We start from the raw sequence: 16,731 nt of genomic DNA on the forward strand, positions 1-16,731 counted from the left end.
TCAGTTCCGCGATGAAAGAGAGAGGGCCCGTCCATTGGCGGGAGCCTGTACGACGAGGTCGGCAATGTCCTGACAAGTCCCCCCGTCCAGTTGAAGCAACCGTTGCGAATCCTTGGCAAGCGGCGCCGATTCCAGTTCGTATTGAATGCGGCACATCGCCGAATCGCCGGCTCCCCACTTGACCGTCAACTGCCCCTGGTTACGAGGTACGCGGACAAATGCCTTGCCACCTTGCCCTACAACCCCGACGCTCGCGCCGTCCTCATCGAACACGTCGGCACCGAACGGCAGCGGTCTGCCGTCCTGGCGCAATGCCGTAATCAACAGCGCCTGGCCGCTTACTGTCTCGAACTGCAACTTCACGACCGAACCGGAGCGGGGGGCTACGTTCAGGGCGGCTGTCTTGAGTTCAACATTGACGGAAAGGTCTTTGGGGTCCAGTTCCACGACGTTCTGGCGGTACGGCGTGAGGTGAGGCACCACTGCGTAGCCGCCCTTACCGATTTGTGCACTGTGATTACCGTTGATTCGCGCCCCCTCTGCTTCAGGTGCCTGGACGATACCGATGGTGTCGCCCAGCTCCGGCGCGAAGGTCACGCCGCCAGCGTGGGCAACGATCCCCCCGGTCATGCCAAGTGATAACGAGCGGTAGTCGTTGCTTTGCCCGTAGCCTGCGGACATGACGCCGTGACTTGCCTGGTATCTCACGTCGGCATTTGTTGCGTTACCAGCGCCGTGAGTCCGGCTGGCACCCAGGCCGTAGGTCATTTCGCCACGTTCGCCCAGGCTACCGCCGAGGCTCATGCGCTCGCCGCTGCTTTGGTCGCCGCGATAGGCGGTGGTGGTCAGGGTTGGTCTGCGTGCGCCACTGCCGAGCGGCAGGCTCAAGGTCACATCCACTTGTTTATCGACCCGGTCACTGAGCAAATCGCGGGTACGTTGTGCACTGACGGTGTAGTGAAGGCCTTTCCAGGATCCGCTGTATCCTGTGGCGAAAGTCAGGTTGCCACCTGCGCGGTTCCAATAGTTTTGCGACGAGCCGTTCAGGTATACGGTGCCGTTGCCCAGCCTTTGGTTGAGGCTTATATCCATCCTGTCACGCAGGCGCGAAACGGTGTCGAGGCTGAGCCCGTCGATGGCCAGGTCGCGTACCCGTGCGGCGTCGCCCACACTCAGGAATCCTTCAGTGGAGTACCGATAGGCGCCGAGTGCGAAGTGAGTTCCTGTGTCTGCGAAGTTTTTACTGTAGCGAAATTGCAGGCTTTGCCCCTCGCGGGAACCTTGCCCTGGCAGGTTGGCGTTTGAATGGGTCACGTCAAAGGACAGCGCCCCCAACGGAGTGTTGAACGCCGCGCCCAGCAATTGCGAATTGTAATCCTGTCCCATCACCGTCCCGGTGTAGCCGGTCAGCAAATTGCTAAGACCATGCTGGTAGGTTGCCTGCATCAGTGTAGGAGGGTGTCGCAGGCCAACTTCATCGAGCTGGCCGATACTCAGTGAATAGCGGTGGTGGCCAGGTCGCAGCAGGTTGGCGTTGGAAGCGAAGGGGACAACGAACTCGCGTTGACGACCATCTGCTTCGGTGATGGTTACGGTCAGGTCGCCGCCATAGCCGGTGGGGAACAGGTCATTGAGGACGAATGGGCCGGGTGCGACCGACACCTCGTCCAGCAATACGCCGCGCTGGCGCACGGTAACCCGGGCATTGGTCTCGGCAACGCCGCGTACAACGGGGGCAAAACCGGTCTGGGAGTCGGGCAGCATCCGGTCGTCACTGAACAGGCTCGCCCCCCGCAGTCGCACGCTATCGTATAGCTCACCGGGCGTGTAGATTTCACCTACCATCAACTGCGATTGCAGTGCAGGCAATTCGCGCTGCACGTAGGTGCTGCTGCTCTGGTAACCCGAGCCAACTGCCGACTGACTGTAACTGCCGTTGTGACGCCAATGCCAACTGCCCAGGTTGAGCCCGGTGTTCAAACCCAGGTAGTTGGAGCTGACCGACCGACCATTGGCCTGGGTCTGGAAGGCGTTGGCGTTATAACGCACAAAGGCGGCATCGACGCCACCGTCCCAATGGCTTGGGTCGACATAACCGCGCGGCTTGCGCGTCAGGTATATCTGCGGGACCAACAGGTCCAAGCGGCTTTCGCCAGCATCGAATTGGCTGCTGGTACCGGGCAGGTAGCTGGAAATATCGGAACAGCTGGAAAGTACTTCACCGGCGGAGGGTTTTTCGATGGCATCCATGTCGATGCCAATCCTTAGCAGTGCGTCACGCTCCAGGCACAGTTGTGCCGTGTCCTGGCCTTCCTTTGCCCGGAAGGATAGCGTCTCTCGGCCTAGCCATTGGCCATTGAGGTAAACGTCAGAACGGTAGGATCCCGGCAGGACGACATTGCCTTGACTGAACTTTGAAATGTCGATCTGCAAGCCCTTCGCCCCATCGGGGAAAAAGGCTGGGTTGAATACAACCTGCTCGGTACCCTGTGCAACTGCGGCGTGGGTGCCGCCCACGAGCAAGAGGCTTCGGGCAATCAACGTCAATCGGTGAGGGGCCAGGGGCCAGTCTTTGGTCCTGGCAGGCATTTTCGAACTCATGAATACCGTCCACGGGAATAGGTGTTGTCCGAATCGCGGCAAAGCGCGTCCCTGTCCCGACGGACTGGCACTTAACGGACGTGGTTGATTTACGGGGGCCTGCTGATCAGCCCGAAAAGGTACTGGGCAGGCCTGGCGACGCTATGGCGGGACGGTCATGACGACACCTTGGCGCTGTGTGAAGTCGTGAGCCCAAAGTCGTCGAGGGACTGGAATTCGACAGTCATCTTGCTCGCCGGCAATGACTTGAGCCCGGGCAGTTGGAACTGGTTGCGGCTATGGGGCGCCACCATGTTGTCAGCACTCGACGCAGCAGGCTCACGAGCATGGCGCTGCCCCTGCGCGACCACTTCGATCTGGTCGAAATTCAAGTAGTAGGGGGTTGGGTTATAGACTTCCAGCGTCGGGCCTCGCTCGGTTACCAGGCTACGCCATTGCAGCTTTGCGGGCGCTGCCTCGACCGGGTAGGGCAGGTCGGGCGGGCGGAAAAAAACCTTGATCCTGGTGCGGAAGGCGAGTTGCAATTGGTTGGCTTGCTCGGCGCTTGGCGCCTGTGCGGGCACTTCCAATAGGTTGAACCAGTACAGGCTCTCCTGCGTCGATGGCAGCGTTTCGCCGGTGTATGCCATACGCACCACATGTTGCTTGCCCGGCTCGATGCGAAAGATCGGTGGTGTGACAACAAAGGGCATTGCGCCGACGTCCGGTGTCGAGTGCTCGTCGCCGTCGTCCAGCCATACTTGCAGCAGGACCGGTGCCTGATTCTTGCTCTCGAGTCGTATCGTCACCTCCTTGTCCTGCTGCGGGTAAATAATACGGGTGCTATTGATCACAACGCTTGCTTGCGTCAACACCGGACTGAGCAGTGCAAGTGTCAACGCTGCAAACCGGGTTAACCAATGTAAAATCAAAGTCACTTTCATACGGCGGGTCATCCTGCGGATGAAGGGGTGACGTCAGCCGAGTGACGCACCCGGGCGCCGAAATCGCTGACGGTGGTGAACTCGACCTTGGGTGTGCCGTGAGGGCGATTGCGCAGTTGCGGTAACACAAACAGTTTTATGTCACCGGCAGGCATTAACAGTCCGTCGTTGGCTTCCTTGCTCGCTGCTTTGCTGAACCGTTTGCCCTCGCTCAGCAAGTCGACCGCGGCGAGCGAAACGTGGTAAGGCGTGGGGTTGGTGGCTTGCAGGGCGAATCCACTGCCGTGGGGTACCAACTTCCATTGCAGTTTTGATGCGGCGCTGGCGACGGAATATGGCAACCCTTCTGGGCGTAGAAATACCCGTAGACGGGTACGGAACGATAATTCGATCTGGTTGTTTTGCGCGGCGTCTGCGGAAACCGGTGGTACTTCCAATACGTTCAGCCAGAACAGGCTTTCGCGGTCCGTGGGTAGCGGCTCACCGGAATAGCGCAGGCGCAACGCTTGTTGTTGATGGGGTTCGATGCGAAATAACGGCGGCGTCAGAGTGAACGGTGTCTGCGCAGTCAGCGGGGTGGAGCTTTGGTCGCCGGTATCCAGCCAGGTCTGCACCAGCGCTGGGCGGCTGCCCTTGTTTTCCAGCCGCACGACGACCTCTTGCTGCTCTGCGGGGTAGATCACACGCGTGCCATGGATAATCACGCCAGCCTGGGCGGTTAGCGCGTGTAGCGATATCAGCCCAAAAGCACAGGTGATGAGCGCGCGGCGAGCCATTCTTTTAATCATCTGGGGTCTCTTCGAGTCTGGGAGTGGACCCGCAGCGCGAGTGCGGGCCCTGGGCGTACAAGATCTGCGGGAGCAGGCTTGCCCACCTTTACTCGGCGTACACGACCAGGAAGCCGACACGCGTTTTTACCGTGCCTTCGGTCGCAGGGCCGCTGGCATACATCTGGGCTGCCAGTGGAATAACGGCCTGGTTATCGGCGATCACCACGCCTTCGGATTTCTCTGTATAGACGTTGATCGGGGAGCCATCGCGATTGGTCACTTCGACCTGTACATTCTTGGCGGTAGTGGTGTCGGCTGGGTCGTCGTAGCCGTCGATGTTCAAGCGGCCAGTGGCCACGTCAATGGCGGGGCTGGTAGGGTCGAAAGCCACCATGGCAGTGCGACCGTTGGTGCAACTGCCTTCTCCAGGCCCGCCAATGCGAATGGTGAAACCGGTCAGGTTGGCGCGACTACCCGCTGTGGCAAGGCGTGAAGCAGAGACGCCACCCAGGTTTACGTCCTTGACGACAGCGCCTGTGCCCGGGGCTGCACCCTCGATGGTGCAGGTCACATCGGTCACCAGGCCAGTGAAGTTGATGGTGCCGTCGTTGGCGGCGAGTGCAGGCTGTGAGAGTGCTGCGGTCAGGGCGAGTGCTGATGCAACAGTGGAGAAAGCGGTAATTTTCATGGTCATCCCGTTTGTGGGTTTGTAAAAGAAACCCGCCGCAGGCTAAGGCGTGGTGCCTGTAGCTTGTGTCGAGCAATGCCGCAAATGGCGGAAGGGATAATTTGTCGGGTTGCGCGAGTTTCATCTATAGAAAAACGCTGAGTTTTATCTCGTGAATGTTCGAGGTCTTACTTATGGCTTGGCGCTTTCTTGTGGGATTAATATTTTTATGTGGGGAATACGCTGAAAGGCGGAGACTTCCTACCTTGTCGTATTGCTTCGGGCAGATAGCTCGGTATACCGTAAGTACAGCACTGGCGTTTAAGGGTAGATGTTGTGCTTACTTATGCGGTCTCTTCGATGCCTACTTCTATGTCTAGTAAATACACTGTTATGCTTTTAGATGACCATGAAATGGTTCGGCAGGGGATCGAGTTAGGCTTGAACGGCGCGGCTGACCTTGATGTGATCGGTTCCTTCGGTACGGCGGTGCAATTGCTGGAAGCGCTCGCCCGGCGGCCAGCGAATGTCGTGGTAATGGATTTTATCCTGGCGCCAACTGACAGTGATGGTCTGAGCCTGATCCAGTCGCTGAGCAGACGCTTTAGCCAGTGCAGGCCGTTGATCCTATGTTCGCATTACACCCCTGCAACGGTTTCGCTGTCGTTGAAGGCTGGATGCTGGGGGGTGTTGGGCAAAAACCAGAACCTGACCGAGTTGATTACGGCCGTTCGGACGGTCGCCCAAGGTCGAATCTATGTGCAGCCTTGTATGGTGCCAGCACTGCAAGGAATGCAATCAATGCTCGATAATCTGTATAAGCACTCGAATATGAAGTTTTCAACTTCGTTACCTTTGAACGCTTGCCTCACGCCTAAAGAACAGGAAGTGCTACGCTGTTTTCTTGATGGAATGTCAGTGAGTTCAATTGCGGCAAAGTTCTCGCGCAGTGCAAGTACGATCAGTACACACAAACAATCGGCTTATCGAAAACTTGGTATCAGTAGTGATAATGAATTATTCAAATTTACTGGCCATTTTCGAATGTCCAGGTAAATAAACGATAAGGTCTATCAAACGCTCGATTGTTAATCCTGATCGTCCAGATAGCGTAATGCCAATCGCTCGGTAGCCTGGCGTGCAGGCAACATTAGATGCGGCGCGACCAGCATCATGATCTGGTAGACCACCACCTGCACCTCGCCAGCACGGTCGAGAATCCGCTGGTAATCCAGCGAAAACAGCAGTGTCAGGGTGATCTGCTCCACCAACTGTCCCAAGGCCTGGGTGCTGCTGACCAGATGGCCCTTCGCTTTCAGTCGCGCCAGCAATGAAGCCAGGGTGCGCTTGAGCGCCGTGAGCAGATGGCGGATCCCCTTGGCCAGCTTCGGCAGGCGCCCGGCCAGGTTCGACAGGTCCTGAAACAGAAACCGGTAGTGGGCCATGCGCTCGACAATCAGGTGCAAAAACAGCCAGTAGTCCTCGGCCTCCAGTTGCGCATCGGAGGGAGGGTCCAGCAGTGGCGCCAGCTCACACTGAAAACGCTCGAACAGCCCGAGCACCAATGGCTCCTTGCCGTGGAAGTGATAGTAGAGGTTGCCGGGGCTGATCCCCATTTCATTGGCCACCTCCATGGTCGATACGTTCGGTTCGCCCTTGTGGTTGAACAGATGCAGGGCACATTCAAGGATACGGTCGCGGGTCTTCATCCAGTCTTCTTAACGTTGATCGCTGAGCTCAGCGCACGCGCACGTAAGTGCCCGGCGCCGCTTCCATCGGTGGGTAGTTCTGGTTGCCCAGGGCGGTGAGGGTTTCGCGTTGTACTCCGGAGCGTTTTTGTACCCACTCCAGCCATTGTGGCCACCAACTGCCTTCGACGTGCTGGGCGTCGTAATACCAGGCCCGTGGGTCGCTGCTCAGCTTGGGGTTCTCGACGTAGTTGGCCTTGGGGTTGCCCGGTGGGTTGAGGATGCTCTGGATATGCCCGCTGTTGGAGAGCACAAAGCGCCGCTCGCCGCCCAGCAGTTGAGTGGAGCGGTACACCGCGTCCCACGGCGTGATGTGGTCATTGATGCCGGCCACGCTGAAGCTGTCCACCGAGACCTTGCGCAAGTCGATGGGCGTGCCGCATACCTCCAGCCCACCGGGATGGCTCAGGGGGTTGTGCTTGAAGAAATCCAGCAGGTCGCCGTGCAGGGCGGCGGGCAGGCGCGTGTTGTCGTTGTTCCAGTACAGGATGTCGAATGCCGGCGGTTCCTTGCCCAGCAGGTAATTGTTGATCCAGTAATTCCAGATCAGGTCGTTGGGGCGCATCCAGGAAAATACCTTGGCCATGTCGCGACCGTCCAGCACGCCTTGCTGGTAGGAGCGGCGCTTGGCGGCTTCCAGGGTTTGTTCATCGGCGAACAACGTCGCGGGGCTGTCGATCTGGCTGTCCAGCAGGCTCACCAGGTAACTGGCACTGGAGATGCGCCGCAACTGGCGCTTGGCTTGCAGGTGGCCTTGCAGCGCGGCGATGGTCAGGCCCCCGGCGCAGGCGCCCATCAGGTTGACCTCGCGGGCGCCAGTGATGGCACGGCATACGTTGAGCGCTTCTTCCAGCGCCGCCACGTAGGTGGACAGGCCCCATTCGCGATGCCGCACGTCCGGGTTGCGCCAGCTGACCATAAAGGTCTGCAGGCCGTTTTTCAGTGCGTATTGCACAAAGCTGTTGGCCGGGCTCAGGTCGAAGATGTAGTACTTGTTGATTTGCGGCGGCACCACCAGCAGTGGCTTGGCGTACTGTTTTTCGCTCATGGGCTTGTACTGGATCAGCTCCAGCAGCTCGTTGCGAAACACCACCGAACCGGGCGTGGTCGCCACGGTCTTGCCCACTTCAAAGGCGTGCTTGCTGACCTGGCGTGGCAAACCGTTGTTGTGCAGCAGGTCTTCGAACAGGTTACTCACGCCGCGCACCACGCTGTTGCCGCCGGAGTTGAGCAGCTCCTTGATCGCCAGCGGGTTGAGCAGGGTATTGGAAGGGGACACGGCATCGTTGAGCAGGGCGAAGGCGAACTGCGCGCGGGCGCGATCATCGTCACTGAGGGTGCTGTCATCAATCCACTGCCGTGTCTGTTTTTGCCAGCTCAGATAGGCTTGCAAGCTGCGCCGGTACAGCGGGTTGAGCTTCCAGGTGGGGTCGCTGAAGCGATGATCCCTGGGGTTGGGTTCGTGCACGCTCTCACCCAGCAGCACGCGGCCCAGCTGGCCGCCCAGGGCCAAGGCGTGGCGGGCGGTGTGCACCGGGTTGCGCAGGCCGTGCGCGGCGACGGTACGCAGGGTCGACAGCAAGTCCCGGCCGCGCAGGCCGGTGATCGCATTTTGCGCGTTGATGAACGCAGCGGGGGTGGGCGCCGGGTTCGTCACGGGTCTTTCTCGCATGAGCCAACACTCCTTCGTCAAGTCATCAAGCAGGCACGCCAATCCAGAACCATAGTCGGTTCCTGGCAAGTTGCGCGGTGGTGTGTTCCTTCACACCGCCGGTCGCGGATGTATCACGGCGCGCAGGCGCTCCTCCTCCAGAAACTTCATGATGATCGGCGCCACGGCTTCGGCCCGGGTGATCAGGAACAGGTGGCCGTCATCGATGATGTGCAACTGTGCATTGGGGATGCGCCAGGCGAGCATGCGCATGTTGACCAGCGGGATCAGCGGGTCATCGTCCCCGGCCAGCACCAGGGTGGGCTGACGGATCTTGTGCAACCAATGAATGCTGGTCCAGCCCAGGCCCGCGAACAGCTGCCAGTAGTAGCCCAGCTTGCCGGCCGAGCGCACTTTGCTGGCGTGCTCGGCGGCCAGTTTGGAATCACGGCGGAACGAACCGCCGTAAATCATCGGAGCAATGCGCACCACGTGGGACGGTTGGATATAGCGCCTGGGGCTTGCCATCAACCACAAGACCTTCGGTTTGCCTGGCACCATGAAGGCACCGGCCGCCGTGGCCGCCAGGATCAACTTCTTGCAGCGCTCGGGGTAGTCATAGGCAAATTGCTGGGCCAGCGCTCCGCCCCAGGACACGCCCACGGCATTCACTTGGCCGTAATCCAGGTAGTCGAGCATACGTGCGGTGAGTTTGGCCAGGCCGGGGAAGCGATAGGGTCGGTTCGGCGTCGAGGAACCGCCCACGCCGGGCACGTCGAAGGCGATCACTTCCAGGTCCGGGTCCAGGGCCTGGACGAACGGGAACACCAGCTCAAGGTTGGCGCCGATGCCGTTGAAGATCAGCAGCGGCGTCAAGTGCGGCTTGCCCGGACGCACCGCCGTGCGGATGGTCTGGCCATCCAGGTCGATGGTACGGAAGATGAACGGTTGCGGCATGCTCAAGCCCTGTGGAGTGGTGCTATTCGTCTGTAGGAACTCGGTCAGTGTGGGAGCTGGCTTGCCTGCGATTGCATTCTGTCAGGCAGCGATTAGTTAGCAGACCCGACGCTATCGCAGGCAAGCCAGCTCCCACACTGATCTCATTTCAATTACAAAAATGCCTAGCGTTCATGTACATAAGTACCTGGCGCCGCTTCGGCTGCGGCGTAGGTTTTATTGCCTAAGGTCACAGGCGCCTTCTTCAGCTTCCCCGCCCGCTCCGCCTGCCACACCTGCCAATGCAGCCACCACGAATCGGTGTGCTTGGTCGCATTCTCCTGCCAGTCCAGCGCACTGCCGGCCAGGCCCTCGCTGGTCTGGTAGCGGGCCTTGGGGTTGCCCGGCGGGTTGAGGATGCTCTGGATATGCCCACTGCTGGACAGCACAAACTCGACCTTGCCGCCGAACAACTGCGCTGACTTGTAGCAGGACTGCCATGGTGTGATGTGGTCGTTGGTGCCGGCCAGGGAGTAGATATCGGCGGTGACCTGCTTGAGGTCGATGGGCGTGCCGCACACTTCCAGGGCGTTGGGGCGTACCAGTGGGTTGTTCTTGAACAGCTCGATCAGGTCGCCATGGAACGCCGCCGGCAAGCGCGTGGTGTCGTTGTTCCAGAACAGGATGTCGAACACCGGCGGTTCGTTGCCCAGCAAGTAGTTGTTGACCCAGTAGTTCCAGATCAGATCGTTGGGGCGCATCCAGGCAAATACCTTGGCCATGTCGCGGCCTTCCAGCACGCCGGCCTGGTAGGAGTGGCGCTTGGCCGCTTCCAGGGTCTGCTCATCGACAAACAGTGCCACCTGGGTGTCCAGGGTGGTGTCCAGCACGCTCACCAACAGGGTCAGGGCGTTGACCTTCTTCTGCCCCAGCGCCGCATAGTGGCCCAACAGCGCGGTGCAGGTGATGCCGCCGGAGCAGGCGCCGAGCATATTCACGTCTTTGCTGCCGGTAATTGCCGTGACCACATCGACCGCTTCCTTCAGCGCCTCGATATAGGTGGATAGCCCCCATTCGCGCTGGGCCTTGGTGGGGTTGCGCCAACTGACGATAAAGGTCTGCTGGCCATTGCGCAGGCAGAAGCGCGCCAGGCTTTTCTCCGGGCACAGGTCGAAGACGTAGAATTTGTTGATCTGCGGCGGTACCACCAGCAGCGGGCGCTCGTGCACCTGTTCGGTGATGGGCTTGTACTGGATCAGCTCCAGTACATCGTTGCGAAACACCACCGCGCCTTCGCTGGTGCCCAGGGTCTTGCCGACTTCAAAGGCGCCCATGTTGACCTGGCTGGGCATGCCGCCGTTGTGCACCATGTCCTTGGCCAGGTGGGACAAGCCGTCGAGCAGGCTTTTGCCGCCGGTTTCAAAGAAGCGTTTGACCGCCGCCGGGTTGGCCGCGCTGTTGGTGGGGGCCATGGCTTCGGTCATCAGGTTGATCACGAAGTGGCCGCGGCTGATGTCTTGTGCCGACAGGTTGCTGTCGTCGATCCAGTCGTGAAGCTCCTTGCGCCACGCCAGGTAAGTCTGCAAATAACGTTTGTAGAGCGGGTTCTGGCTCCAGGCCGGGTCGTTGAAGCGACGGTCGTCGCCCTCGGGCACCAGCGCGGATTTGCCGAACATCACATTCTTCAATTCAACGCCAAAGTGGGCGACGTGCTTGACGCTGTGCAACGGTTGCTTGATGGCTTGGGTCAGCACCATCTTGGCCGAGGCCAATAAATCCTTTTTGCGTAACGCGATGATCGGGTTCAACCCCAGGGTGTTTTCCGAGGCCTGGCGTTTCAAGTCATCGTTATTCTTGTTACTCATCTACGACGCTCCGTTGTCCGAAAGACGAGTACCGGCGATTGCTGCGCACCCAATTTCGATACACGACACCAGCCTGGTACTGCGACTCGGGTGACCGTTGATACCGCATCGTCAAATGCAGGGAACTTGCCAGCTCCATTGGTTACCCGAGTTTATTTTTTTTCGCAAGCGGGCCAATCGTTGGCCACGCGACAGGGCATTCAAGCAGATGAAATTAGAAAATGCGTTCTAAACGCCAAGAAGCCTGTGCTAGAGCATCAGCCGCACGACCGACTCACTCGGATCGCGGGTTTTCCCAGCGGCTTTGAGCTCGGCCAGGTAGTCGGCCCATAGAGCGTCCTGACGTACGGCCAGCTGATAGAGATAGTCCCAAGTGAACAGTCCGCTGTCATGACCGTCGTCGAAGGTCAATTTCAGTGCGTACTGGCCGGCCGGTTCCAGCTTGATCAACCGGACATTGAGCTTGCCGAACTGCAGGATGGGTTTGCCGTGGCCCTGGACCTCGGCGGAAGGGGAGTGCACCCGCAGGAATTCGGCGGGCAACTGGTAGGTTTCGTCCGGCCCGTAGGTCAGGCCGAGGGTGTTGGAGGTTTTGTGCAGGTTTACAGCAGTCGGAAACTTGGCCATTGGAGATAATCCTGAAGGAACCGGCTTCAACCCTGTGGGAGCGGGCTTGCTCGCGAAAGCGGTGTGTCAGCCAGCACATCTGGTACTGATATACCGCTTTCGCGAGCAAGCCCGCTCCCACATTTAAGCGAAGCGGTTTCGCGTTAAGGCTTACAGGATATAACGAGACAAGTCTTCGTTCTGCGCCAATTCGCCCAAGTGGCTGTTGACGTAGTCAGCATCGATCTTGATCGCTTCGCCATTCTGCGCACCGGCCATGTCGCCGGCGCTGAAAGACACTTCCTCAAGCAGGCGCTCAAGCAAGGTATGCAGGCGACGGGCACCGATGTTCTCGGTCTTCTCGTTGACCTGCCAGGCGATCTCCGCCAGGCGCTTGATACCGTCTGCCTGGAATTCGATACCCAGCCCTTCGGTTTTCAGCAGCTCGCGGTACTGCTCGGTGAGCGAGGCATGCGGCTCGCTGAGGATGCGCTCGAAGTCGCCCGGCGTCAGTGCCTTGAGCTCCACCCGAATCGGCAGGCGGCCTTGCAGCTCGGGCACCAGGTCGCTGGGTTTGCTCAGATGGAAGGCACCGGAAGCGATAAACAGGATGTGGTCAGTCTTGACCATGCCCAGCTTGGTGTTGACCGTGCAGCCCTCGATCAGCGGCAGCAGATCGCGCTGCACGCCTTCGCGGGAGACATCCACGCCGCCGGAATTGCCACGCTTGGCCACCTTGTCGATCTCATCGATGAACACAATGCCATGCTGCTCGACCGCTTCCAGGGCCTTGGCCTTGAGTTCTTCCTCATTGACCAGGCGCCCGGCTTCTTCGTCGCGCACCAGCTTGAGCGCATCCTTGACCTTGAGCTTGCGGCTTTTCTTCTTGCCCTTGCCCATGTTGGCAAACAGGTTTTGCAACTGGCTGGTCATTTCTTCCATGCCAGGCGGGGCAGAGATATCCACGCCGGACACTTCGGCCACTTCGATCTCGATTTCCTTGTCATCCAGCTGGCCTTCACGCAGGCGCTTGCGGAACAGCTGACGGGTGTTGGAATCGGACGACGGTGCGGCGTCTTCGTTGAAACCCATGCGTGCCGGTGGCAGCAGGGCGTCGAGGATGCGCTCTTCAGCGGCGTCTTCGGCGCGATGGCTGACCTTGGTCACTTCCTGTTCGCGCAGCATCTTCAGGGCGGCGTCAGCCAGGTCGCGAATGATCGACTCGACATCGCGGCCCACATAGCCGACTTCGGTGAATTTGGTCGCTTCGACCTTGATGAACGGTGCATTGGCCAATTTGGCCAGGCGCCGGGCGATCTCGGTTTTGCCGACGCCGGTAGGGCCGATCATCAGGATGTTCTTGGGCGTTACTTCAACGCGCAGTTCTTCCGGCAGTTGCATCCGGCGCCAGCGGTTACGCAGCGCAATGGCAACGGCGCGCTTGGCATCGTCCTGGCCGATGATATGGCGGTTGAGTTCATGGACGATTTCGCGGGGAGTCATGGACATAGTGTTTGGCGGCCTCAAGCCTGAATAAGCCCAGGGCTTATTCGGCGAGGTCCTGCTCCTCAATGGTCTGGTTGTGGTTGGTGAACACGCAGATATCGCCAGCGATACCCAGGGCGGTCTCGACGATTTCACGGGCCGACAGGTCGGTTTTCTTCAGCAGCGCGCTGGCCGCAGCCTGGGCGTAGCCGCCACCGGAACCCATGGCGATCAGGCCATGCTCGGGTTCAACCACGTCGCCGTTGCCGGTGATGATCAGGGAAGCGTCTTTGTTCGCAACCGCGAGCATGGCCTCCAGGCGGCTGAGGGAGCGGTCGGTGCGCCATTCTTTGGCAAGTTCGACAGCGGCGCGCACCAGGTGGCCCTGGTGTTTCTCAAGCTGGCCTTCGAAACGCTCGAACAGAGTAAAGGCGTCGGCGGTTGCGCCTGCGAAGCCGGCAAGCACCTGGCCGTGGTACAGGCGGCGCACTTTCTTGGCGTTGCCTTTCATCACGGTGTTGCCCAGGGAAACCTGGCCGTCGCCGCCCATGACAACTTTGCCGTGGCGACGTACTGAAACGATGGTGGTCAAGGGGAGAGTCTCCACGCAGCGGGGCGAAAATGCCCTGATGGAAACTCATATGGGGGTGGCGAGGGGGATTTCAACCGTAGGAAGGCAGGGCGGACGAGTGGTGTTTATGGGTTCGACACCTACTTGAACACGCTGCAAACCAATGTGGGAGCTGGCTTGTCTGCGATAGCGGTGTGTCAGTCACCCAAACATTGACTGTTACACCGCTATCGCAGGCAAGCCAGCTCCCACATTAAAACCGGGTTGGCTGCTGGATCAGCGGCTCTGGCGTTGTTGTAACAACAGGTTGCTAAAGCCTGCGCCGGCCAATTGCTTTTGCGCCACGGTCAGCTGCTCGCGGTTGCTGAACGGCCCCACCAACACGCGATACCAGGTTGCTTCCTTCACGGTACCCGACTCCACCGTCACCGACTGGCCCAACAGAATGATCTGTGCGCGTACACGGTCCGCATCCGCCTGTTTCGGGAACGAGCCCGCTTGCAGGAAGAACTTGGTCACAGGCGCAGCCTTGGTTGCAGCCACTGGCGGTGCTGGCGGTGGCGTGATACCGGCCAGCGCAGCCTGGGCGCGCGCCGTGTCGATTTTCGCCGCTTCCGCTGGGGTTACCGGCGTGGTCGGCACTTGGGGCGTCGGCAGGGTTTTTTCCGGCACGGCGTCAGGCGGCACGATCACTTCCGATTCCGGCAGCAGCGTATAGAAGTCGTACTTGGGCTTTACCGGTGCAGTCGGGCTCGGCGCGGTCTTGTTGGCTTCGGCGATTTTGGTGGCCTTTTGCTGCTCCTGTTTGACGCGCTTGACGTCATCGCCCTGGCCGGGCTCCAGCTTCATCAGGAACACGATAAATGCGCCGACCGTAAGGCCGATGGCCATCCACAACCAACCCGGAATCGGTTGCTTCGCCGGGGCCTGGTAGCGGCTGGCGCCGCGCTTGGGTGCAGGTTTTTTCTTGGCAGCCAACTTACATACGCTCCAGAGTTTCCAGGCCCAAGAGTTCCAGGCCTTGCTTGAGGGTGCGCCCAGCCAATGCGGCAAGACGCAGGCGACTTTGTTTCTGGGCTTCGTCGTCGGCGGTCAGGATCGGGCAGTTCTCGTAGAAACTGGAGAACAGGCCGGCCACTTCGTACAAATAGGTGCACAGGATGTGCGGCGTGCCTTTTTCGCCAACGCTATTGAGCACTTCGCCAAATTGCGCGAGCTTGGCCGCCAGTTCCTGTTCATGGGCTGCGTCCAGCACGATCTGGCCTTCGACTTCGCTGAAGTCCTTGCCCAGCTTGCGGAACACCCCGGCCACGCGGGTGTAGGCATACAGCAGGTACGGCGCGGTGTTACCTTCGAAGTTGAGCATCAGGTCGAAGTTGAAGCTGTAGTCGCTGGTGCGGTGCTTGGACAGGTCGGCGTATTTCACCGCGCCAATGCCCACCACGCGGGCGATGTTGCGCAGGTCGGCCTCGGCCAGCTCCGGGTTCTTTTCCTTCACCAGGCTGTAGGCACGCTCCTGGGCTTCGTTCAGCAGGTCGATCAGCTTCACGGTGCCGCCGTCGCGGGTCTTGAACGGGCGGCCATCGGCGCCGTTCATGGTGCCGAAGCCCATGTGCTCCATGTGCATCGGGTGGGTGACGAAGCCGGCGCGGCGCGCCACTTCGAACACCTGCTGAAAGTGCAGGGCCTGGCGCTGGTCGACGAAGTACAGCGCACGGTCAGCCTTGAGCACGCCGCTGCGGTAACGCACGGCGGCCAGGTCGGTGGTGGCGTAGAGGTAGCCGCCGTCGGCCTTGACGATGATCACCGGCAGCGGCTCGCCGTCGGCGGTCTTGAATTCTTCGAGGAACACGCACTGGGCGCCGTTGCTTTCGACCAGCAGGCCCTTGGTCTTGAGGTCGTTGACCACGTTGATCAGATCGTCGTTATAGGCGCTTTCGCCCATCACGTCGGCCATGGTCAGTTTCACGTTGAGCAGCTCGTAGATTTCCTGGCAATGGGACAGGGAAATTTCACGGAAGCGGTTCCACAGCGCCAGGCACTCTTCGTCGCCGGCTTGCAGCTTGACCACCAGGCCACGGGCGCGGTCGGCGAACTCTTCGGATTCGTCGAAACGCTTTTTGGCGGCGCGGTAGAAGTTTTCCAGGTCGGCCAGCTCGTTGCTGGTGATCGGGTTTTCCTGCAGGTAGGCCATCAGCATGCCGAACTGGGTACCCCAGTCGCCTACGTGGTTCTGACGGATCACGGTGTCGCCGAGGAATTCCAGCACCCGTGCCACGCCGTCGCCAATGATGGTGGAGCGCAGGTGGCCCACGTGCATTTCCTTGGCCAGGTTCGGCGCCGACAGGTCAACGACTACGCGCTGGCTGTCGCCGGCCTTGCGTGCACCGATGCGGGCATCGGCCAGGGCGGCATCCAGGCGCGACGCCAGGGCCTGGGTGTTCTGGAAGAAGTTGATAAAGCCTGGGCCGGCAATTTCGGCCTTGGTGACACTGGCGTCAGCCGGCAGCGCGGCGATGATTTTTTCGGCCAGGTCACGCGGCTTCATGCCGGCCGGCTTGGACAGCATCATCGCGATGTTGCTGGCGAAGTCGCCATGGGTCTTGTCGCGGGTGTTCTCCACCTGGATCGCCGGCGACAGGCCTTCAGGCAACACACCTTCGTTGACGAGTTGGGTGAGGGCTTGTTGGATCAGCTGGCGAATGGTGTCTTTCATGGTGTTCTCTTTCGACCGCAAGCGGCGGCGCGCGATGCGCAGGTGGAAAAACTGGGCATTATCCGTGGCGAGGGCGGGCTTGCCAACCGTTCCGGACCTGTGGAGCATTTTGTAGGAGCGAGCTTGCTCGCGAAAATCGTCAACGATAACGCGGGCTTCCTGATTTAACGCGGTGTTCCTGAGTTTTTCGCG

General features: G+C 59.9%; 15 protein-coding genes. 2 read left to right on the top strand and 13 right to left on the bottom strand.

Annotated elements, in window-relative coordinates; all coding sequences use genetic code 11:
- From BUE92_RS15350 to BUE92_RS15365, 4 genes are all read right to left on the bottom strand, one after another.
- Positions 1-2,589: a fimbria/pilus outer membrane usher protein gene (locus BUE92_RS15350; protein WP_073524690.1), complete on the bottom strand. Its 2,589-nt coding sequence runs from the start codon at positions 2,587-2,589 to the stop codon at positions 1-3.
- A gap of 167 nt (positions 2,590-2,756) precedes the next feature.
- Entirely contained in the window at positions 2,757-3,524 is a 768-nt protein-coding gene (locus tag BUE92_RS15355) for a fimbrial biogenesis chaperone (protein ID WP_073524691.1), read from the bottom strand.
- Positions 3,525-3,532: 8 nt separating this feature from the next.
- Positions 3,533-4,300, bottom strand: a complete 768-nt coding sequence (locus BUE92_RS15360) for a fimbrial biogenesis chaperone (protein WP_256673977.1) — start codon at positions 4,298-4,300, stop codon at positions 3,533-3,535.
- Between the two features lie 100 nt (positions 4,301-4,400).
- On the bottom strand, positions 4,401-4,982 hold the full coding sequence (locus BUE92_RS15365) for a fimbrial protein (protein ID WP_073524695.1): 582 nt from the start codon (positions 4,980-4,982) through the stop codon (positions 4,401-4,403).
- A gap of 372 nt (positions 4,983-5,354) precedes the next feature.
- Here BUE92_RS15365 and BUE92_RS15370 point away from each other — a divergent pair, with 372 nt between their 5' ends.
- On the top strand, positions 5,355-6,017 hold the full coding sequence (locus BUE92_RS15370) for a response regulator transcription factor (RefSeq protein ID WP_073524696.1): 663 nt from the start codon (positions 5,355-5,357) through the stop codon (positions 6,015-6,017).
- Positions 6,018-6,049: 32 nt separating this feature from the next.
- On the opposite strand, the gene BUE92_RS15375 is transcribed toward BUE92_RS15370, so the two are convergent.
- The 9 genes from BUE92_RS15375 to argS form a co-directional block, all read right to left on the bottom strand.
- Positions 6,050-6,670: a TetR/AcrR family transcriptional regulator gene (locus BUE92_RS15375; protein ID WP_073524697.1), complete on the bottom strand. Its 621-nt coding sequence runs from the start codon at positions 6,668-6,670 to the stop codon at positions 6,050-6,052.
- A gap of 28 nt (positions 6,671-6,698) precedes the next feature.
- Positions 6,699-8,381 (bottom strand): class II poly(R)-hydroxyalkanoic acid synthase, encoded by a 1,683-nt coding sequence (gene phaC / locus BUE92_RS15380; RefSeq protein WP_073524698.1) that lies wholly within the window; start codon positions 8,379-8,381, stop codon positions 6,699-6,701.
- A 90-nt stretch (positions 8,382-8,471) separates the two neighbouring features.
- Positions 8,472-9,317, bottom strand: a complete 846-nt coding sequence (gene phaZ, locus BUE92_RS15385) for a poly(3-hydroxyalkanoate) depolymerase (RefSeq protein ID WP_003171205.1) — start codon at positions 9,315-9,317, stop codon at positions 8,472-8,474.
- Between the two features lie 164 nt (positions 9,318-9,481).
- Positions 9,482-11,161 carry a class II poly(R)-hydroxyalkanoic acid synthase gene (gene phaC / locus BUE92_RS15390; protein WP_073524700.1) on the bottom strand — a complete coding sequence of 560 codons (1,680 nt, stop codon included), beginning with the start codon at positions 11,159-11,161 and terminating at the stop codon, positions 9,482-9,484.
- Between the two features lie 249 nt (positions 11,162-11,410).
- Positions 11,411-11,788 carry a gamma-butyrobetaine hydroxylase-like domain-containing protein gene (locus BUE92_RS15395; protein WP_032893968.1) on the bottom strand — a complete coding sequence of 126 codons (378 nt, stop codon included), beginning with the start codon at positions 11,786-11,788 and terminating at the stop codon, positions 11,411-11,413.
- A 150-nt stretch (positions 11,789-11,938) separates the two neighbouring features.
- On the bottom strand, positions 11,939-13,276 hold the full coding sequence (hslU, locus tag BUE92_RS15400) for an ATP-dependent protease ATPase subunit HslU (protein WP_044270712.1): 1,338 nt from the start codon (positions 13,274-13,276) through the stop codon (positions 11,939-11,941).
- 37 nt (positions 13,277-13,313) lie between these two features.
- Positions 13,314-13,844, bottom strand: coding sequence for an ATP-dependent protease subunit HslV (gene hslV, locus BUE92_RS15405; protein ID WP_003171209.1), 531 nt, complete (start codon positions 13,842-13,844; stop codon positions 13,314-13,316).
- Positions 13,845-14,099: 255 nt separating this feature from the next.
- On the bottom strand, positions 14,100-14,801 hold the full coding sequence (locus tag BUE92_RS15410; RefSeq protein WP_073524702.1) for an SPOR domain-containing protein: 702 nt from the start codon (positions 14,799-14,801) through the stop codon (positions 14,100-14,102).
- Between the two features lies 1 nt (position 14,802).
- Entirely contained in the window at positions 14,803-16,539 is a 1,737-nt protein-coding gene (argS, locus tag BUE92_RS15415) for an arginine--tRNA ligase (RefSeq protein WP_073524704.1), read from the bottom strand.
- On the opposite strand from argS, the gene BUE92_RS27995 reads away from it, so the two are divergent.
- Positions 16,510-16,707, top strand: coding sequence for a hypothetical protein (locus BUE92_RS27995; protein ID WP_125969396.1), 198 nt, complete (start codon positions 16,510-16,512; stop codon positions 16,705-16,707). The two genes, argS and BUE92_RS27995, sit on opposite strands and share 30 nt — an antisense overlap.
- Positions 16,708-16,731: the final 24 nt, after the last annotated feature.

This window comes from Pseudomonas fluorescens, from assembly GCF_001902145.1.
In the GTDB taxonomy this organism is placed as follows: domain Bacteria; phylum Pseudomonadota; class Gammaproteobacteria; order Pseudomonadales; family Pseudomonadaceae; genus Aquipseudomonas; species Aquipseudomonas fluorescens_BV.